This is a genomic window from Pseudomonas sp. CFBP 8771 (assembly GCF_014841695.1).
Taxonomy (GTDB): Bacteria; Pseudomonadota; Gammaproteobacteria; order Pseudomonadales; family Pseudomonadaceae; genus Aquipseudomonas; species Aquipseudomonas baltica.
Genome location: NZ_JACYUJ010000001.1, coordinates 388,568 through 407,200, shown reverse-complemented (window position 1 = coordinate 407,200; position 18,633 = coordinate 388,568). Strand labels below are relative to the sequence as shown.

Genomic DNA, 18,633 nt, shown 5'->3' with positions numbered 1-18,633 from the left:
CCCGCTGCAGCCATCAGCCCTCAACGCTGGCCGGCCACGGCTGCACACAAAGCCGATTCTTGCCACTGCGCTTGGCTCGGTATAGTGCTTCGTCCGTGGCCTTTATCCAATCTCGTTCGCTGGCATATTCATGGGAGTAAGGCACCAGGCCAATGCTCAGGGTCACTTTTACGGGCACGGTCAGGTCAGCCCAGTCGGCGAATCGTTGGCGAATGTCGTCCAACTGCCGGGTCGCTTCCGCGACGCTGACATCGAACAGCAGCAAACAGAACTCGTCGCCGCCGTAGCGTCCCGGCACTGCAGAGGTCCCCAGCCCTGAACGCAGCAGGTTGGCCAGGCGGCCGATGATGGCATCGCCCACCAGATGACCGTGCTCATCGTTGATGCGCTTGAAGTTGTCGATGTCGATCAAGGCCAGCATCGCCATTACCTCGCCCCTCCTGCAGCGAGGAAAGATTTCGTCCAGCTTTTCCCTCCACGAAGCGTGATGGAGCAGGCGGGTCATGCCGTCCAGTTTACTGATGAGCTTGAAGGCCTTCTTGTGCACTGCCAGTTGCACCGAAACGCCGTAGCTGGCGCGGGCCACGATCAGCGGGTAGATGATCAGCATCGGCAGACAGGTCAATTGCTGCAGCGCCGTGGTCGCCATCGACAACTCGAAGCCATTCAGGCTCAGCGCCATAAGCATACCCACAACCTGCAGGGCAACGCTGGCCCGTAACAGGCGCCAACCGCCTGCGGCCATCGCGTTCATGGCGACCATGGCGAGCAGCAGCACCGACGGCAGCAGGTTGAACGCCATCAGCCCTGCCCAGCCGCCGGCGAACAGGGCGTCCAGCATGAGGTTGCGCTGTTCGGCAGCGAAGGGATCCGAGGCATTGCGTGCGAGCAGGTACGCACCGGTTGGCCAGGCCACGAGGTTGGCCAACATCGCTGCCCATACCCACGTGGGCGTGTCGGGCTGATCCAGCAACACTGCACCGATGAAGAGCGCACTGAGCAGGCACCCTATCGAGCGCGGCCCGTAGATACGGCGCGCGAAACTTCTCCCCAACTCCTGGCGACTGAGCGGCATACCAAGGCTCCCCGCCTTTGCTATCGATGTGCCCTGTCAGAGCAAAGACGTGCCGCTGTCCGGTGGTCGACTGAGCGTCGAACGGCATGGCACTTTGGCATCGATTTTATAGCAAGTCGGGTTTGCAGTCAGCAGCCGTTCGGTGCACGGGCGATTGTTGCCAATGCACGCTGGACATTGGCCTCACTGCGCCTGGCCGTACTCCGCATCGCTGACCTGCTCCAGCCAATCCACCACCTTGCCGTCCAGTGCCTCGGCAATGGCGATATGGCTCATGCCAGTATCGGGCCGTGCGCCGTGCCAGTGTTTCACCTGGGGAGGAATCCACACGGTATCACCGGGGCGAATCAGCTGGCGGCCCTGGCCCTCCTGCTGAACGTAGCCGGCACCTGCGGTCACGATCAGCGTCTGGCCCAGCGGGTGGGTGTGCCAGGCGGTACGCGCGCCGGGCTCGAAAGTGACCGTGGCGCCGCCGATGCGAGCGCCGTCGGTGCCTTTGAATGGGGCATCGACCCGAACCTTGCCGGTAAAGTACTCGGCGGGCCCGACCGCGGACGGCTGCGAGCCTGCGGGCGTTACGGTGACATTGAGGGAGTGAGTGCCATTCATGGGCTGGGCTCCTTTGCTTTCAAACGTTAACAAGGACAATGAGAGCGCGGCGGCTGCGAGTGATTTCACCAAGAATCTTCCTGTGCTTTGCCGAAGAACTCCAATCTACCCGTTAGATGTCCGTCTGATTAGCCACTATAATCAGCATGGATAAATGAACTGGACTCATGAATGCTTCGCGACAATGCCAACGATCTTCTTGCCTTCCTCGCGGTTGCCAAGGAGCGCAGCTTTACCAAGGCCGCCGGCAAGCTTGGCGTTTCGCAGTCTGCGCTCAGCCACACGGTGCGAGCCCTGGAAGCGCGCCTGGGCTTGCGACTGCTGACGCGCACGACCCGCAGCGTATCCCCCACCGAGGCTGGCCAGCGATTGATCAGCACGGTTGGCCCCAGTTTCGCCGATATCGAAGTTGCGCTGGCGGCACTCAGCGAACTGCGCGACCGTCCCGCCGGTAACATCCGCATCAACGCCGTGGACCATGCTCTGGAACTGGTTTTGCGCCCGGTGCTGAAAACCTTCCTGCCCAGGTACCCCGACATCTCCATCGAAGTCTGTTGCGACTACAACTTCGTCGACATCGCGGCCCAGGGCTTCGACGCCGGCGTGAGACTGGGCGAGGCTGTCGCCGATGGCATGATCGCCACGCGCATCGGTCCCGACATGCGCATGCTCGTGGTGGGTTCACCGGCCTACTTCGCCGGACGCGAGCGCCCGGTCACACCGCGCTGCCTGCCCAACCATCTGTGCAACAACCTGCGCCTGCCCACTCACGGCGGACTGTATGCGTGGGAGTTCGAAAAGGACGATGAAACCCTCAACGTGCGGGTGTCTGGACAGGTCATCTACAACGGCGCGTACCAACTGCTCGACGCCGCCCTGGACGGGTTCGGCTTGAGCTTCATTCCAGACGACATGGCTGCGCCCTACATTGCCAGCGGGCAACTGCAGGTCGTACTCGAAGACTGGTGCCCCTGGCACCCGGGGTACCACTTGTATTACCCAAGCCGCAGGCAAGCGTCGCCGGCGTTTGCGTTGCTGGTCGAGGCGTTGCGGTATCGGGTGGATTGATGCTGCAGGGTGCGGGTATTCGTGGATTTCTCGCTCGCTCAACATCGGATATGAGGCGAGGCTGCACCGGCGCACTACCGGCATAGCCCATCCGTACTTGTACGATGTCTTATCACGCGGTATTACTGCATCTCCAAAAAAAACAAGATCACGGAGATCGCTACATGGACTCGACCTTGTCCGCCTTGCCTGAACGCACTGCTCAAGGCAACACCCGCCGCAGCTTCCTGCATAAGTCCCTCGCCGTCTCTGCCTCGCTGGCGACAATGGGCGCCGCCGCCCTGCCCCAACTGTCGGATGCCGCCGAACCACTGAGCTCGCGCTACCCCGACCCGTTGGTTCACGCCCTCGACGATAGCTTCATGGCGTTGCGTGTGTTCAACGCCAGCGTGGAAAAGCTCGCCACCGGCATGCGGTGGGCAGAAGGCCCGGTCTGGGTGGGCGATGGCCGCTACTTGCTGGTCAGTGACATTCCCAATAATCGCATCATGCGCTGGGACGAAGTCACCGAGGGCTTCTCCGTGTACCGCGAGCACGCCAACTTTTCCAATGGCATGTGTCGCGATCGCCAAGGGCGTTTGCTGGTCTGCGAAGGGTCGACCACCACTGCCGAGGGTCGCCGGGTCACGCGCACCGAATACAACGGAACGATCACCGTGCTGGCCGACAGCTACGATGGCAAGCCCTTCAACTCGCCCAACGATATCGTCTGTAGAAGCGACGGCTCGATCTGGTTCACCGACCCGCCTTTTCAGACCCACAACAACTACGAAGGCCACAAGGTCACGCCGGTTCAACCCCATGGCGTTTACCGCATCGACGGCGACAGTGGCAAGGTCACTCGGGTCATCGACAACCTCGATGGCCCCAACGGCCTGTGCTTCTCCCCCGATGAAAAAACCCTGTACGTCGTCGAAGGCCGGGCCAAACCCAACCGCCTGGTCTGGGCCATTGCGGTCAAGGACGACGGCACCCTTGGCGAGCGCCGCAAGCATATCGAGGGGCTCGACTACGCCGCCATCGACGGAATCGACTGTGATGAAGAAGGCAACCTGTGGTGCGGCTGGGGCGGCAATGGCGATCCCAAGGCCGACCTGGAAAAACTGGACGGCGTGCGCGTGTTCAACCCCCAAGGCAAGGCGATCGGACACATTTCGCTGCCAGAACGCTGCGCAAACCTGTGCTTTGGCGGACGGGAAGGCAACCGACTGTTCATGGCCAGCAGTCATTCGATCTACTCGCTGTTCGTGAACACGCGTGGAACGACTTTCACCTCGTAGCAACCGGGCTGGTCTCGCTACAGGCTCCCCAGTAGCCAAACTCTAACCAGCCGCACAGACAGGCATGTGCGGCGACGCCCTTCCTTCTACCCTTTGACGAGCCACCCATGAACGCATCCGCCACGCGTCCCGTGTCGCAGTTTCTTTCCGACCCCAGAACCGTATTGCTTTTGGCTACCCTGTGTTGCGCCCTTTGGGGCAGCTCTTACCCGGCGATCAAGAACGGCTACGAGCTGCTGCAGATTGCCCCGAACGACGTGCCGTCCAAGCTGATTTTCGCAGGTTATCGTTTCCTCCTGGCCGGCCTGTGCCTGTTGCTGCTGGCGGTCATGATGGGCAAACCTGTCCTGCGCCTGAGCCCACGCACATTTGGCCAGGTGGCCCTGCTGGGTCTGGTGCAAACGGGGCTGCAATACGTGTTTTTCTACATTGGCCTGGCCTACACCACGGGCGTCCGCGCGTCGATTCTGAATGCCACCACCACCTTCTTCAGCGTGCTGCTGGCGCACTTCGTCTACCACAACGACAAACTGTCCACGCGCAAGAGCGTGGGCTGCCTGCTCGGATTTGCCGGTGTATTGACGGTGAACGCCGGCGCGGGTCCGCTCGATGCCTTGCCGTCCGTGCACGGGGAGGGCTTCATCGTGATCGCCGCTTTCGTGCTGTCGGCGGCGTCCATCTATGGCAAATATGTCTCCCACCGCATGGATGCGATGGTGATGACGGGTTGGCAGCTGGCCGTTGGTGGCTTGGCATTGCTTGTGGGCGGGTACGCGACCGGCGGAACCCTGGGTCACATGACAGCCACGTCGACCCTGCTACTCATCTACCTGGCCCTGCTGTCAGCGGTGGCGTTCACGCTGTGGAGCCTGCTCCTCAAATACAACCCCGTCGGCAGGGTCAGTGTGTTCGCATTCCTGGTGCCGGTGTTCGGGGCCGCGCTGTCGGCGATGTTCCTCGGCGAGAGCATTTTCGAATGGAAGAACCTGGCAGCCCTGGTGCTGGTGTGTGTCGGTATCGCGCTGGTCACGCGCGCGCAGGTGCCTGGGGTTGCATCCAAGGCAAGCTAGCGCGTGCGTCTCATGGATATCGATACGCATCACATAAACACATTCGAATGTGTTAATGTGAAGTTACTCTCGTTGTCCTACGGAACTGAAATGATCGACTCCAGCCTGTTCACCTCCCTCACACTCGGTGGCCTGACCCTCAAGAACCGGATTGCCCTGCCCCCGCTCACGCGGTCCAGAAGTACCCAGCCCGGGGACGTGCCCAATGCCTTGATGACTGACTATTACCGGCAACGCGCCAGCGCCGGGTTCATGATCACCGAGGGCACCCAGATAGAGCCGCGTGGCCAGGGCTATGCCTGGACGCCAGGCATCTACAGCCAGGAACAGATCGCTGGCTGGCAGCAGGTCACCCGCGCCGTCCATGAACAAGGCGGAGTGATTTTCTGTCAGCTCTGGCATGTCGGGCGCGTGTCTCATGACAGCCTGCAACCTGACAACCAGCCCCCCGTCGCCCCCTCCGCCATTCGCGCAACGGCCGTGAAGGTCTTCATCGAAACCGGTCCTGACACCGGTGCGCTGGCCGACCCGAGCATGCCAAGGGCCTTGGAAACTGCGGAGGTCCAGGCGCTGGTCGAGTTGTATCGGGTCGCGGCAGTCAACGCCAGGGAAGCGCGATTCGACGGCGTCGAGCTGCACTCGGCCAATGGCTACCTGCTCAATCAGTTCATCTCGGAACACACCAACCAGCGCACCGACGAATATGGCGGTTCGCTGGACAATCGCCTGCGCTTCCTGCGCGAGGTGACCGAAGCGGTGATCTCGGTGTTCGGCAGCGAGCGTGTCGGCGTACGTTTCGCGCCACTGTTCGAGACAACCGCCGAAGAACGCGTCTACCTGGGCCTGGTGGAAAGCGACCCGCAGGCTACCTACATCCAGGCAGCGGCCATGTTGAATGAGCTGGGTATCGGTTACCTGTCCATTGCCGAGGCCGACTGGGACAACGCTCCGGAACTGCCCGAGTCGTTCCGCAAGGCGCTGCGCGAGACGTTCACCCGGCCGATCATGTACTCGGGCTGCTACACCCAGGAAAAGGCCGAGCGCGTACTTGCCGACGGCCATGGCGACCTGTTCGGTTTCGGTCGCACGTTCATCGCCAACCCCGATCTGCCGAAGCGATTCGAACAGGGCCTGCCGCTCAATCCCGTCGACTACGCCACTCTTTACGGCGGCGGTGAGACAGGTTACGTCGACTATCCCTTCGCGACGCCCTAAAATATGCATTCCCCGACGGGATCACTCCCGTCGGTCAAAAGGGGCAGGCACAGCAATGACGGCGTTGAACGAGGCACTCAAGGTTCTATCCAGCCCTACGCGACGGGCCGTTCTGACCTGGCTCAAGGACCCCCATCGCTCGTTCGAAGGCTACAGCCAGCTGTACGATTTCAGTGTGCATGGCGTCTGTGCCAGCCTGATTCAGGACAAGGCCGGCCTCTCGCAGCCGGCCACCTCAATCTGCCTCAAGGCCTTGCTCGACCAAGGCTTCGTCGAGGCCAGCAAGGTTGGCAAGTGGACCTACTACCGGCGCAATGAAGAACGACTCAGGGAGGCGATGTCAGGCTTGCTGACCGAGCTTGAGGTCGACACCCAGGGCTCATAGGGCCTGCCCGAAGTCATGCCTGGCCTTCATCACCCGGTTCGTGCGCCCTTCTGAATGCCAGGATTGCAGACAGGTTGTCCTCGATCCAATCAACGACGATCTCCAGTTTCGCAGCCGCCGCCGCCCCCAGTGGTGTCAGGCTGTACTCGACATACGGTGGCACCACTGGCCGGGCCACGCGCAGCACCAGTCCATCCCCTTCCAGCCGTTGCAGCGTATGGGCGAGCATCTTTTCGCTGACGCCGCCGATCTTGCGCCGCAGTTCGCTGAATCGATGCGTACCTTCCAGCAAGACCACCATCACCAGAACGCCCCATCGACTGGTCATGTGCTGGAGGATTTCCCGAGACGGGCAGTCGGCTTGCAGCACTTCACCGCGGCGGACTTTCTCGGAGAACGTATGGGAAGCGGATTCGAGATCAACCATTGCACTTACCTTTATGTACGTACTTACTTTTCGTAAGCTTATATTCTAGCATCGGACGTTCTCAAACTCGGACGAAGGTGCTTTCATGATTGCTATCACCGGTGCAAATGGCCAACTGGGCCGTCTGGTTCTCGACGCGCTGCTGAAAACCATCGACCCTGCCGAGCTGATCGCGCTGGTACGCGACCCGGCAAAGGCAGCCGATCTGCGCGCCAAAGGCATCGAGATCCGAGCGGCGGATTACAACAAGCCTGAAACCCTGGCCAGCGCGTTGAAAGGTGTTGACCGCCTGTTGCTGATCTCCTCCAGCGAGGTGGGACAGCGCCGTGCACAACACCGCGCCGTTATCGCCGCCGCGCAGGCAGAAGGCGTGGCATTGTTGGCCTACACCAGCTTGCTGCACGCAGACACATCGACATTGGGATTGGCAGCGGAGCATCGCGATACTGAACAGGCACTGGCCGAATCCGGTTTGAGCCATGTGCTTTTGCGAAATGGCTGGTACAACGAGAACTACACCGCCAGCGTCGCATCGGCTGTCGAGCATGGCGCGATCCTGGGCAGCGCAAAGCAAGGTCGAATCTCCTCGGCGGCTCGGGCGGACTACGCCGAGGCCGCCGCGAGTGTGCTGACCCAAGACGGCCAGGCCGGCAAGATCTACGAACTGGCCGGCGACGACAGCTACACCTTGACTGAGTTGGCCGCAGAAGTGGCGCAGCAATCGGGTAAGGCGGTTGCCTATAACGACTTGCCGCAGGCGCAGTACAAAGAGACCCTCGTCAGCATTGGGTTACCCGATGAATTGGCGGCAATGCTGGCTGACTCGGATGCAGCAGCTGCCAAGGGCGATCTGTACGACGGCAGCCGGCAGTTGAGCCAACTGTTGGGACGCCCCACGACACCGATTGCACCGTCCGTCAGCGCTGCCTTGAAGCCCTGAGCTCGAAGGGCCGAGTCACGGGGGCGTTCCAGGCGCGGCGCCCCCTGCTCGCCCAGCCCGTGCATCAGTGACCACTGACCGTCTGGCCAGACGCCCTGGTTCCTCCAACGAAGCCATGCACCCGAGCCTGCGCGGCGATGCCCAGACTGATCAATACCAGCACCAGCAACACCCAGGGAAAGCAACTCACGCCCCAGTGGCCCAGCAACACGCCACCCAGTAACCCGCCGCCCGCTATCGCACTGTTCCACACCACGACATTCATCGACAGCGCGACGTCAGCGCCTCTGCCTGCCGAGTCGGCCAGCGCTGTTTGCAACAGCGTCGCGGCACCACCGAACGTCAGCCCCCAGATCGCAACGCCGACATAGATGGCCAATGCCGACGCCGAGAACACGCCGAGAAAGACCGCGACCGCCGCAAAGGTGGCCAAACTGACCAGGACTGTTCTTCGTAGATGATCTTCGACCAGCCGTCCCGTGGCCCAGATGCCCACCAGCGCTGCCACACCAAAGGACAGCAAGACCAGATCCACGTCATTCGCCAGCCCGGCCTTGGAAACGAAAGGTGCGACATAGGTATAGAGGATGTTGTGCGCCAGCATCCAGGTGAACACCACCCCCAGCACCGGGCGCACGCCCGGTGTGGAAAAGACCTCGCGCAACGCCATCCGCTGCGAGGACGAATGCCCCGGGTAGTCGGGCACTTTAATCAGCACCCAGACGATCAATACCAAGGTCATTCCGGACATCAATCCGAAGGCCATACGCCAACCCATGAAACCGCCCAGCCAGGTCCCCAGTGGCACGCCCAGCGACAAGGCAATCGGCGTTCCGATCATCGCCACCGCCAGCGCACGGCCCTGCAGTCGCGGTACCACCATGCGTCGAGCGTAGCCAGCGATCAAACTCCAGGCCAGCCCCGCGGAGACGCCCGCGAAAAATCTGGCCACCAGGGTCAGCTCATAGTTGGAAGACCATGCAGTGATGGAGTTGAACAACAGAAACCCTACGATCGTCATCAACAGCACCGTTCTGCGTCGCCAGCTTTGGGTGGCGATGGTCAGCGGAATGGCCGCCAGCAGCGAACCCAATGCATAGACGGTGACCATCTGCCCTGCCAGTGATGGCGAGACGTCCAGGCCGCTGCTGATCTGCGGCAGCAATCCGGCCGGCAATGTCTCGGTGACGATGCAGATGAAACCGGTCATCGCCAAAGCCAGCAATGCGCCAAGCGGAAGCTTGTCGCTGTGTCGCTCATGTGTGGTCATGCCTGTCCCCTTCGATTTATATACTGATCGGTATAAATGTAAGGCGATAGCGTGCAGTGGTCAACGACTTATGTATCGGTTAGTATTTAAGTCTTGCAGAAGGAGACTCGACATGGCACAGATGGGACGCCCGCGTACGTTCGACCGTGATGCCGCAATCACCCAAGCGATGCATCTGTTCTGGGAGCATGGCTACGACGCCACCTCGTTGAGCCAGCTCAAGGCCAGAATCGGGGGCGGCATCAGTGCGCCCAGTTTCTACGCCGCTTTTGGCTCCAAGCAGGCGCTGTTCCATGAGGTGATCGAGCGTTATCTCGACACCCATGGTCGAGTCACCGAAAGCCTGTTCGATACGACCCTCCCGCCGCGCAAGGCGATCGAGCTCACCCTGCGCCGCTCGGCGAAAATGCAATGCGAGCCCGGTCACCCCAGAGGGTGCCTGGTCGCGTTGGGCCTCATGAGCGCATGTTCCGAGGAAAGCAAGGCGATATCCGAGCCATTGGCGCGTACGAGAAACGTGAACCGGGCCGGTCTGGTGGCGTGTGTCGAGCGAGCCGTCAGCACTGGCGAACTAACGAAGACGGTGATCCCCGAGGTGCTCGCCACCACGTTCGACAGTTTCATGCTTGGCTTGTCGACCCTGGCGCGCGACGGTGTGCCGGCTGCCAGGCTGGATACCGCGGTCGATCAGATAATGGCGCTGTGGGATAGCCTGAATGCGAGCATTGCCCATGAGTGCGGCGGTATCGCTGACGAGCCTGGCGAACGGAAATCCGACTGAACGGCGACATACCGAGTTTCGGGCATGGCACCTGGCAGCCAGCGTCACAACGCAAACTACATCATCGCGAAATATATCTTGCGCACTAAATATTAGCGAGATAGATTAAGCCCAGCCAGTCAGCGTGCGAATGCATGGCTGACGGCACCTCCTCCAGCCATCGATGGGAAAAAGCCATGAACGTTCTCTACACCGCAACCGCAACTGCCACCGGTGGCCGTGATGGCCGTGCCGTTTCCAGCGACAAGATTCTCGACGTGGCGCTGGCCACGCCGAAAGAACTGGGCGGCGCCGGTGGTGAAGCCACCAACCCCGAGCAACTGTTCGCTGCCGGCTACTCAGCCTGCTTCATCGGTGCACTGAAATTCGTCGCCGGCCAGAACAAACGCAGCATCCCGGCCGACACGTCGATCACTGCCCAGGTGGGCATCGGCCAGATTCCGGGCGGGTTCGGCCTGGACATCGACCTGAACATCAACCTGCCAGGTCTGGAGCAGGCCGATGCCCAGGCGTTGGTCGAAGCTGCCCACCAGGTGTGCCCGTACTCCAATGCCACGCGCGGCAATATCGAGGTTCGCCTGCACGTTACCGTTTGAATCACTCGCCTGACTGAAGTGCTGCCTCGGCTAGGCCGCACGGGCCGTCAATCGACGGCTCTCTCCCTCTGAACGGCAAACGCCCGACCCATGGGTCGGGCGCTTGCCGTCTCGCGCTCGGCTTCCGCGGTCTGGGTCAGCAAACTGACCAAGCGTTCTCCGATGATCACGCAAGGCGCCATGGTGTTTCCCGTGGTCACCCGCGGCATGATCGAGGCATCTGCCACCCTCAGGCCGCTGATGCCGTAGACCCGCAACTGTGAATCCACTACGGACATGGCATCCCTGCCCATCTTGGCCGTACACGACTGGTGCCACACGGTTGAGGCCGTATTGCGCACGAATGACTCCAGCGCCTTGCGGCTCATGGCCCCCGGCATGACTTCGCGCCGTACAAACGGTGCCATTGCCGAACTGTTGCCGAGCTCGCGACAAAACTCGACCGCCCGTACCAGGGCCTTCAGGTCTTCGGGATCCGACAGCGCGGCACTGTCGATGAGTGGCGCATCCATGGGATTGGCACTCGCCAGGGTGATCGCGCCCCGGCTTTTGGGCCGCACCAGCCCAGGTAGCAGCGACCACGCAGCCGCAGGTGGCTGGAACATGGCCTGGGCCTCGGGCGTGGCTATGGGAATTTGCGCGAGAAAGGTCTGGATGTCCGGGACATCCAGGGATGGATTGCTTTTCCAGAAGAACGTCGACTCGCCGGCATTGTTACGCGGTGGCTGGGGGTGCTGATATTCCCAGATGCATCCGGAAACCATGATGTGGTCCTGATAGTTCTGACCGACACCCGGAAGGTCCTGAACTACATCGATACCTTGCGCGTTCAACTGCCGCGTGTCGCCGATTCCGGAGAGCATCAGGACCTTGGGTGTATTGATGGCGCCCAGAGACAGTACGACCTCATGTCGAGCCCCCAACCTGATGACTTTGCCCTCGTGAAGCACCTCCACCCCCACCGCCCGCTTGCCGTCCAGCAACACCCGCAGCACATGAGTATGCGTCAGCACGGTCAGGTTGGGCTGAGCCATCAAGGGGTACACATAGCTGCGAAAGATCGAACGACGGCGGCCGTCTTCAAGGCACAGGTTGGCCAACGCGGCGCCTCCAGGTCCTTCCATCATTGCGCCGTTCTGATCGTCGTAGACCGGCAGGCCAAGCGATGCGGCGGCGCGCAGCATGGCCGGTGCAACCGGATTGGGGTCTGGCGCAGGCTGGACGAAAACCGGCCCTCCCGTGCCGCGCCGCAGCGGATCCGGTGCGCCTTGCCAGTCTTCGATACGTCGAAAGGTTGCCAAGGCCGAAGCGTAGTTCCAGGCTGGATCGTCAGCCTCCCTGGCAAAATAGTCCCAGTCGCTGCTGTGACCGCGCGACCAGACCATCACGTTGATCGATGCACCACCGCCGAGCACCTTGCCCATGGACAGGGGAATGGCTCGATCATGGAGATGGGGGTTCGGTTGTGCCTGAAACTGCCAATCGCGTTCGCCGCCCAGGTTGACGAACCACTGGCTGGCATCGGTGACACTGGGCACCTCGTCCGTGCCACCGGCCTCGATCAGCAATACTCTGACGTCGAGGTTCTCCGCCAGGCGGCGGGCAACCACCGATCCGGACGTACCCGAGCCACAGACGATGTAGTCATAGGTCTCAGCCAGCCTGGCCTTCAACTGACGTTGATTGTGTTCGACACGACGCGAGAAGTCTGCGGTGTGCATAGCGCTTGTATAGCTGTTCATGTAGGTGCCTTTGAACACCCCTCAAGCGGGTGACAACGAGCGACATTGCCAGCCATTGCAAGGAGGTGCAGGTGTACGACCAAGGGCGCTGACACAGCCGCCGGGGAAACAATCTGTCTGCGAAGACACGACCGATTCTAGGGCGTGAAGAACCCCGACCCGTTACCCAAGAGGCGCTTGCTGCTTGTCCGTGAGGCGCTTTTCAATGCGTTTGAAGAATGCAGGCCGAAGGTAAAGGCGTTCAGCGAGTACTGGCTCGGACCTGCGAGGGGCAAATGCCGAACTCGGCGCGGTAGGCGCGGCTGAAGTGGGCGGCGGTCGCGAATCCGCATTGCCAGGCGACTTCCTGAGCGCTGGGGGTGAGCGTCTGTCTGGCGCTCAGCAGGCGCTGCGCTTGTTGCAGCCGAACGTGCCAGACATGGCCCATGACGGTAGTGCCCTGGCTTCTGAACACGTGTTGCAGGTGCTTGACCGATACGTGCGCGGCGGCGGCGATCGCCGAAGTGTCCAGCCCGGTGTGCGCCAGGCTTGTGTGGATGTAGCGGCGGGCCCGCAGCAGTACGACTTCCGCACTGCGCGAAGTAGCCTTGTCCCCCGGAGCACCCAATAACGCGTCGATCAACTCCAGCAGTTGTCGACCCATCAGATCGCGAATCACAGGACTGGGCGCTACTTGTTGCTGTGCGATGCAGTGAATGAGGGCGCGGGCGGCGCGCGTGTCGGCCGAGCTCGAATCGGTAATCACCGGCCTGGGCAGGGAATGCCTGAGCCCGCGTTCGCGCAGATTGCTCTTGGGAATACGCAGCACCGTCATCTGGGCGCGTTCAGTGAAAGACTCTTGAAAAGACCGTTCGGGGTCGATGAAAAACATGCTCCCGGCATCGAATCGGTGCTGCTGCCCGGCTTCCTCGATGTCGACATGCCCTCGCGTCATCAGCTTCAAGTACAGCCAATCGCCCTGCCACGAGGAGCGCTCCTCGCCCACCGGCGCCAGCACGACGCACGCCAGGTCGGCCTGGGTCAGGCCGATGTGACCCAATGTCCAACTTTTCGATGTGGAAGCCTGCACGCGTGAGTCGTCGAACCGGCAGTACAGGCCGTGGTGCTCGAGCATGACGTCAGACCAATTGGCTGCGGCATCGGGGCCAAGATCGAAGTCCATGTCGTGAGCGGCGAAGCGTCTTGGCGGCATGGGAGCGATCTCGTTGGACGGTTCGGGTTGGGGATGATGGCCAACCTCGCTTTCACACAAGCTGGGGCTAGCTGGCAGGTTACGCCCTTATTGAGGTGTTTGGCACCGCGCTTGATGAAGACCTTCTGTCGTCGAGTGGCAGATGGCGCTGGACGATGGCGCACATCTCAACTATGACTAGTACTCAGATTCAGACTTCGCATGAAACGCTCAAGCAGTCTGCGACTCCACGCGAAACTTGTCCCATCGAGGTGGGAACTTGTTGGGTGCGAGCTTTAGCCGCTCAGTCGGCATCATTACGCAGCATTCCTTCCAAATAATCTTTCCTGCATCGCTGTGCCTCCCTTGAACGAAGGTCGGCGGCGGGATCCTTGTCTATTGGCCGTCGTGCCGTACCCAGTGGCTAAGCACTGGGGAGCGGGATCCACTAGGCATGCTCGCGAATCACTCTTATCACACGCGATACAAGAAACGTCGACGCCTGCAGTTTGGGTTCGAACACGCTCGGGTCGTTACAGTGCTCAAGGATAAAAACAATGACGGGTATGCGGCGGCTCACTCATATCATTCCCCAACCCTCCGTGCGTCGACTGCGAGTGTACGCTTTCGATCCACAATCTTCAGTCGAACTCGACACTGCCATTATCAACGATACCGTCATCGAACTTCCTTGGGAGACGCGTTGGGAAGACAAGTTGGAACCTGGCCCCACCAACGACTATCTCGAAGTGATCGATTACGATCCAAGTTCGGATCTATTTTATGCGCCGGTCGATCTGAACGCCCCGTCTCTTTTGGCTCAGGATGGATTTTCGCCCTCCGAGGGGAACCCCCAATTCCATCAGCAGATGGTGTTCGCAGTGGCCATGCGTACTGTGCGTAACTTCGAGCGAGCTCTGGGGCGGGTGGTACTTTGGGCCGGAGACCGAGACGCCCCCAAGTTCTCGCTTGATCGAAACTTCACAAGGCGACTACGGATTTATCCCCATGCCCTGCGGGAACGGAATGCTTACTATAGCCCCACCAAACGCGCGCTATTGTTCGGCTATTTCAAGCATGTCGAAGGCAAAACCGCTTTCAGTAGCTGGGTCTTCACCTGCCTCTCGCAGGACATCGTTGCCCATGAAACGACTCATGCGATTCTTCACGGGATGCAGCAACGCTCCATCGAAGCGTCCAACTTCGATTCACTCGCGTTTCATGAGGCGTTCGCCGATATCGTTGCATTGCTGCAGCACTTCAGCCTGACCAATGTGGTCCGTCATCAGCTGATGCAGAGCAGGGGCTCGTTGCGCGAGCCTGGTTTGTTGAACGGCCTCGCTTTGCAGTTCGGACATGCCACCGGCCGTCGGGGCGCATTGCGCTATGCGCTGCAGTATCTGGAACCGCCCGTTCCAGCGACGGCCAACGCAACGACCGATGGCGAACGCGGCAGCGAAGAATCTTTGCCCAAGACGCTATCCAACACGTCCGAGGCTCATGCGCGTGGAGGCTTTCTGGTTGCGGCGATCTTCGATGCCTTCGTCACAATCTACGAGCGTCGAACAGCCGACCTCTTCCGTCTGGCGCGAGCCAGCGCGGTCTCCAATCAAGACTATTTCTCTGGGGAACTGGTTGACCGCCTGGCCCGCGAAGCCGGAAAAGCTGCGGATCAAGTGCTTCGCATGTGTGTCCGAGGACTGGACTACACCCCACCAGTCGATCTGCACTTTGGTGAGTACCTGCGAGCCATCATCACGGCCGACACGGATCTGGTCGGCAACGATCCGATGCGCTATCGCATTGCTTTTGTAGAAGCCTTCAGAAAGCGCGGGATTACAGTGCCCGGGTGCATCTCTATGGCGCCTGACAGCCTGTTGTGGGATGCCCCCGATCTTGCTGAAACACCTGAGTTCGGTAAGACGGCTGCGGATGCCGAAGACGGGCTCAGCAATGTCTTTTCCAATCTGCTGGCTTCCCTCGAGCTTTCCGTCTCGCTTCAGCCTTGGGGCTCCAACCATGTACACGGAACCTCCGGAGGCGGCCGGCGTAACCTGCGGGAAACCGCGGTCGGTGTCATCCAACGCAACCAGGCACGCATCTACGAATGGTTCAAAAAAGACAGCCCGTATGACGAGGGTTGGGAAAAGCTGGTGGGCATGCGTCTGCTTGCCTTCGATGATCCACTTCGCAAGGTTCCGGTAGTCGATATCCCTACGCTGTGGACCGGCAAACCCAATGCGGCGGGCGAGCTTCCAAAGGTGCCCAGGCTGGAGGTGCACTCCGCGCGTATTGCCCGGCGAGCAGGCCCGGATGGGCAGGAAACGCATCAACTCATCATCCAGATGACCCAAAAGCGGCGCGGCTACGACGATCCTGCGGATCAAGACAAAGCAGATCACGGCGATTCGACCGTGTTGTCCCGTGAACCTGACTTCTGGTTCCGCGGAGGCGCGACCCTTCATATCGACCTGCGCGACGGCAAGCTGATTCGCATCATCAGAAAAGATGTCTGCGACAACCGCCGCCTGGTCGCTCAACGTGATTTCCGCATCGGCAAAACATCAGGGCAGGCAATGGGCTCCCGGGTGAGTGAAACTCCCGAACCCTTTGCCTTGCTGCACAGGAGCCTGGAATGAATGTCGTGAAAAACGCCGGTTTGGAGACAACCAAACTTCAGATCATCGTCCGTATGTACCGAGCTCTGGGCGTACCAGGTAGCCCATACAGCGGGTATCTGGGTGACTGCTTTCTCATCCGCGTGCTCGATACCGATCATCCGCCCGCACACATTCTGATCGACTTCGGCATCCTCACCGGCAGTGCGCAGGCCGACATCCGCATGCGCCAGATCGCTCGCGATATCGTCGAAACTACCGGTGGCGTCATCGATGACCACGGCAAGGTAACTAAGAAAGGAATGCTGGATTTGCTGGTGATTACCCATGAACACTGGGATCACATCTCGGGTTTTTCGCAGGCAAGGGACATCATGTCAGACGGTCTTGTCATCCATAAGCTCTGGATGGCCTGGACCGAGGACGACGACGATGCGACTGCCAAGCAACTGCGCCTTGATCGCGATAGACGCAGCGTGTCACTCGCAGCACTGTCCGAACTCATCCAGGACGCACATAGCAGTCTTACGCCTTCCCCGTTCGCCGCCGACAGGCAGACTGCGCTGGCAGGCCTCGACGCGTTCCTGGGTCCACTTGCATCCGTCTCCCTGCCAGCTACCGGGGCGCCCTTCGCGGTTGCTTCAGGCAAGCGCAAACGGCTCAAAAGCCAAGACATCATGCAGGAACTCAAGGCCTGTGCGCTGCAGACTGCATTCCTTTCACCCGGTCAGGTAATCGAAGCTCCAGGAACATTGAAGGCTTTTGTCCTCGGCCCACCGCGCAGGCTGGATCGGCTCAAACAAGACAAGCCTTCATCGGGTCTGGGCCAGGAAACCTATCTGGACAATACGGCACTGGAAGATCTGCTGTTTCGACTGGTCGATGGTGAAGCCCTCGACACCGACGATGACCTGCCATTCAGCAGCCAATTCCAACGCATCAAGCCAGATAACGTGCGCGGCGCGTCCAAGACCGCAGCGGGCGGCGAGGTCAGTGCAGATGAGGAAGTGCTGCGCTGGCTGGACGAGCGCTATTACACCGACACAGCCAGTGATGGTCGCGATCAATCTCGACGCAGCATCGACGCCGATTGGCTTGGCGCGGCCGGTCCACTGGCCATGAAGCTGGATTCAGATACCAACAACACGAGCCTGGTGCTGGCGTTCGAACTTCCCGACCAGACCTTCATGCTGTTTCCGGGCGATGCACAGGTTGGTAACTGGTTGTCATGGCACGATCAAACCTACATAGACGGCGAACGGAAGTTGACAGCCACGAAGATTCTCGGTCAGGTGCGTTTCCTTAAAGTTGCGCACCACGGCAGTCATAATGCCTCGCTGAAGGAACGAGGCGTGGACCTCATGACGCATCCAGATTTGATTGCGTTCATATCAACAGATGAGGCCTTTGCCAGCCAACAGGGAATCAACGGTTGGCGCATGCCGGCCCGCAAAACACTTGACGCCCTCGTAGCCGCGACCAAGGGCCGGACGTTTCGCAACGACGACGTTCTGAGCGCCCGTTCCGCACAGCTCAACACCGCCTTGAACGCCACCAACCTCTATATCGAATACACCGTCCTCTGATCCAACAGGTGAGCCCAATGGTTTTCGATCTTCAGCAGGCCAAGCAATTCATCACTACGACCGGCTTGCCCGCCAAGCCCGAGATGTTCAGTGTCACCGCCGGGATGGGTGTACCGGCGCTCGAAACAGCCAAGGCGCAGTCACTGGTTGTGGGTTCCAACATCATGTCGTTCAAAACAGGCGTAGATGCCGGTGCACGCCAGGCGCTCACGGATTCGTCTCTCTTCGCCCAACTCGCTGCTGCCAAATCAATCGGTAACGACCCCAATCCACTCGCGTTTTTCGATGCCTATTTTGGCACGCTGGTGAAAATAGGTTGGCTGATACGGCAAAAGGAAACGGCTGAGCTCTCTTACACGGCAGACGCCCTGGATGTTCACGAAGCGATGATCGGGGTGATCACCTCCTTCCTGAGCCCGATTACCGGCGCAGCCGTGGCGGTCCTCGCAGTGCTCAAGGGGTTGCAGAAGATGTCGGCAGATACCCCGTTCATCACCCTTTTCAACAGTCAGCGCCACCATGAAAGTGTGAGTCGCTTCCAGTTCACCTATGTCTATGCGGACGAAGAACAAGGCCTCATGGCCCGGGCCATGGCCTTTGTACTCAAGACCGACACCCAGCTGACTCAAATTCTGTTCTTCAAACTACAAAGCGGAGAGATGTCGCTACGGCGCAGCGAGGGCGTCCTCTCCATCGACGGCAACGCCTTGAAGGCATTGCAGCCTCCACTCGCTGCAAAGATGAATGCCTATCGCGAAAAATACATCGCCGGTGTTGAACTGGACGCTGTCTGACGGGAG

Annotated in this window: 17 protein-coding genes; 11 read left to right on the top strand and 6 right to left on the bottom strand. The window is 60.4% G+C overall.

The genetic code is table 11. The annotated features are described in order from the left end of the window. Window positions 1-13: 13 nt before the first annotated feature. Window positions 14-1,075: a diguanylate cyclase gene (locus IFT80_RS01850; protein WP_192136606.1), complete on the bottom strand. Its 1,062-nt coding sequence runs from the start codon at window positions 1,073-1,075 to the stop codon at window positions 14-16. 183 nt (window positions 1,076-1,258) lie between these two features. Next, the gene (locus IFT80_RS01845; RefSeq protein WP_446730929.1) at window positions 1,259-1,753 is read right to left on the bottom strand and encodes a (R)-mandelonitrile lyase; all 495 of its coding nucleotides are present in this window, start codon (window positions 1,751-1,753) and stop codon (window positions 1,259-1,261) included. A gap of 102 nt (window positions 1,754-1,855) precedes the next feature. Here IFT80_RS01845 and IFT80_RS01840 point away from each other — a divergent pair, with 102 nt between their 5' ends. The 5 genes from IFT80_RS01840 to IFT80_RS01820 all read left to right on the top strand — a co-directional run bounded on the left by IFT80_RS01840 (window position 1,856) and on the right by IFT80_RS01820 (window position 6,702). Then, window positions 1,856-2,752: a LysR family transcriptional regulator gene (locus IFT80_RS01840; protein WP_192136605.1), complete on the top strand. Its 897-nt coding sequence runs from the start codon at window positions 1,856-1,858 to the stop codon at window positions 2,750-2,752. Between the two features lie 164 nt (window positions 2,753-2,916). Beyond that, entirely contained in the window at window positions 2,917-4,032 is a 1,116-nt protein-coding gene (locus IFT80_RS01835) for an SMP-30/gluconolactonase/LRE family protein (protein ID WP_192136604.1), read from the top strand. Between the two features lie 107 nt (window positions 4,033-4,139). Next, the gene (locus IFT80_RS01830; protein ID WP_192136603.1) at window positions 4,140-5,102 is read left to right on the top strand and encodes a DMT family transporter; all 963 of its coding nucleotides are present in this window, start codon (window positions 4,140-4,142) and stop codon (window positions 5,100-5,102) included. A 90-nt stretch (window positions 5,103-5,192) separates the two neighbouring features. Further along, window positions 5,193-6,317: an alkene reductase gene (locus IFT80_RS01825; RefSeq protein ID WP_192136602.1), complete on the top strand. Its 1,125-nt coding sequence runs from the start codon at window positions 5,193-5,195 to the stop codon at window positions 6,315-6,317. A 55-nt stretch (window positions 6,318-6,372) separates the two neighbouring features. Continuing rightward, a complete protein-coding gene (locus IFT80_RS01820; protein WP_122478642.1) occupies window positions 6,373-6,702 on the top strand; it encodes an ArsR/SmtB family transcription factor in 330 nt (109 codons plus the stop codon). A gap of 13 nt (window positions 6,703-6,715) precedes the next feature. Here the strand turns inward: IFT80_RS01820 and IFT80_RS01815 are convergent, their stop codons facing one another. Continuing rightward, window positions 6,716-7,129 carry a winged helix-turn-helix transcriptional regulator gene (locus IFT80_RS01815; protein WP_192136601.1) on the bottom strand — a complete coding sequence of 138 codons (414 nt, stop codon included), beginning with the start codon at window positions 7,127-7,129 and terminating at the stop codon, window positions 6,716-6,718. A gap of 85 nt (window positions 7,130-7,214) precedes the next feature. Here IFT80_RS01815 and IFT80_RS01810 point away from each other — a divergent pair, with 85 nt between their 5' ends. Continuing rightward, window positions 7,215-8,069: an SDR family oxidoreductase gene (locus IFT80_RS01810; RefSeq protein ID WP_192057349.1), complete on the top strand. Its 855-nt coding sequence runs from the start codon at window positions 7,215-7,217 to the stop codon at window positions 8,067-8,069. A 64-nt stretch (window positions 8,070-8,133) separates the two neighbouring features. On the opposite strand, the gene IFT80_RS01805 is transcribed toward IFT80_RS01810, so the two are convergent. Then, the gene (locus IFT80_RS01805; RefSeq protein WP_192136600.1) at window positions 8,134-9,339 is read right to left on the bottom strand and encodes an MFS transporter; all 1,206 of its coding nucleotides are present in this window, start codon (window positions 9,337-9,339) and stop codon (window positions 8,134-8,136) included. Between the two features lie 112 nt (window positions 9,340-9,451). Here IFT80_RS01805 and IFT80_RS01800 point away from each other — a divergent pair, with 112 nt between their 5' ends. Both IFT80_RS01800 and IFT80_RS01795 read left to right on the top strand, forming a co-directional pair. Further along, window positions 9,452-10,120, top strand: a complete 669-nt coding sequence (locus IFT80_RS01800) for a TetR/AcrR family transcriptional regulator (RefSeq protein WP_192136599.1) — start codon at window positions 9,452-9,454, stop codon at window positions 10,118-10,120. 176 nt (window positions 10,121-10,296) lie between these two features. Next, window positions 10,297-10,716 (top strand): organic hydroperoxide resistance protein, encoded by a 420-nt coding sequence (locus tag IFT80_RS01795; RefSeq protein ID WP_192054306.1) that lies wholly within the window; start codon window positions 10,297-10,299, stop codon window positions 10,714-10,716. A gap of 47 nt (window positions 10,717-10,763) precedes the next feature. On the opposite strand, the gene IFT80_RS01790 is transcribed toward IFT80_RS01795, so the two are convergent. After that, window positions 10,764-12,458, bottom strand: a complete 1,695-nt coding sequence (locus IFT80_RS01790; protein ID WP_192136598.1) for a GMC family oxidoreductase — start codon at window positions 12,456-12,458, stop codon at window positions 10,764-10,766. Window positions 12,459-12,699: 241 nt separating this feature from the next. After that, complete coding sequence (locus tag IFT80_RS01785) at window positions 12,700-13,650, bottom strand: AraC family transcriptional regulator (RefSeq protein WP_192136597.1); 951 nt, start codon at window positions 13,648-13,650, stop codon at window positions 12,700-12,702. 596 nt (window positions 13,651-14,246) lie between these two features. On the opposite strand from IFT80_RS01785, the gene IFT80_RS01780 reads away from it, so the two are divergent. From IFT80_RS01780 to IFT80_RS01770, 3 genes are read left to right on the top strand one after another with little or no spacing between them, the layout of a single operon-like run. After that, the gene (locus IFT80_RS01780; protein WP_342214321.1) at window positions 14,247-16,268 is read left to right on the top strand and encodes a hypothetical protein; all 2,022 of its coding nucleotides are present in this window, start codon (window positions 14,247-14,249) and stop codon (window positions 16,266-16,268) included. Then, window positions 16,265-17,833, top strand: coding sequence for a hypothetical protein (locus IFT80_RS01775; protein ID WP_192136595.1), 1,569 nt, complete (start codon window positions 16,265-16,267; stop codon window positions 17,831-17,833). Before IFT80_RS01780 ends, IFT80_RS01775 begins: the two co-directional genes overlap by 4 nt. Window positions 17,834-17,850: 17 nt before the next feature. Then, window positions 17,851-18,627 carry a hypothetical protein gene (locus IFT80_RS01770; RefSeq protein ID WP_192136594.1) on the top strand — a complete coding sequence of 259 codons (777 nt, stop codon included), beginning with the start codon at window positions 17,851-17,853 and terminating at the stop codon, window positions 18,625-18,627. Window positions 18,628-18,633: the final 6 nt, after the last annotated feature.

Coding starts and splice junctions, on each gene's coding strand:
- IFT80_RS01820 (WP_122478642.1), top strand. CDS start 6,373: ATGACGGCGTTGAACGAGGCACTCAAGGTTCTATCCAGCCCTACGCGA.
- IFT80_RS01795 (WP_192054306.1), top strand. CDS start 10,297: ATGAACGTTCTCTACACCGCAACCGCAACTGCCACCGGTGGCCGTGAT.
- IFT80_RS01790 (WP_192136598.1), bottom strand. CDS start 12,458: ATGAACAGCTATACAAGCGCTATGCACACCGCAGACTTCTCGCGTCGT.
- IFT80_RS01835 (WP_192136604.1), top strand. CDS start 2,917: ATGGACTCGACCTTGTCCGCCTTGCCTGAACGCACTGCTCAAGGCAAC.
- IFT80_RS01770 (WP_192136594.1), top strand. CDS start 17,851: ATGGTTTTCGATCTTCAGCAGGCCAAGCAATTCATCACTACGACCGGC.
- IFT80_RS01830 (WP_192136603.1), top strand. CDS start 4,140: ATGAACGCATCCGCCACGCGTCCCGTGTCGCAGTTTCTTTCCGACCCC.
- IFT80_RS01850 (WP_192136606.1), bottom strand. CDS start 1,075: ATGCCGCTCAGTCGCCAGGAGTTGGGGAGAAGTTTCGCGCGCCGTATC.
- IFT80_RS01775 (WP_192136595.1), top strand. CDS start 16,265: ATGAATGTCGTGAAAAACGCCGGTTTGGAGACAACCAAACTTCAGATC.
- IFT80_RS01800 (WP_192136599.1), top strand. CDS start 9,452: ATGGCACAGATGGGACGCCCGCGTACGTTCGACCGTGATGCCGCAATC.
- IFT80_RS01810 (WP_192057349.1), top strand. CDS start 7,215: ATGATTGCTATCACCGGTGCAAATGGCCAACTGGGCCGTCTGGTTCTC.
- IFT80_RS01825 (WP_192136602.1), top strand. CDS start 5,193: ATGATCGACTCCAGCCTGTTCACCTCCCTCACACTCGGTGGCCTGACC.
- IFT80_RS01785 (WP_192136597.1), bottom strand. CDS start 13,650: ATGCCGCCAAGACGCTTCGCCGCTCACGACATGGACTTCGATCTTGGC.
- IFT80_RS01815 (WP_192136601.1), bottom strand. CDS start 7,129: ATGGTTGATCTCGAATCCGCTTCCCATACGTTCTCCGAGAAAGTCCGC.
- IFT80_RS01805 (WP_192136600.1), bottom strand. CDS start 9,339: ATGACCACACATGAGCGACACAGCGACAAGCTTCCGCTTGGCGCATTG.
- IFT80_RS01840 (WP_192136605.1), top strand. CDS start 1,856: ATGCTTCGCGACAATGCCAACGATCTTCTTGCCTTCCTCGCGGTTGCC.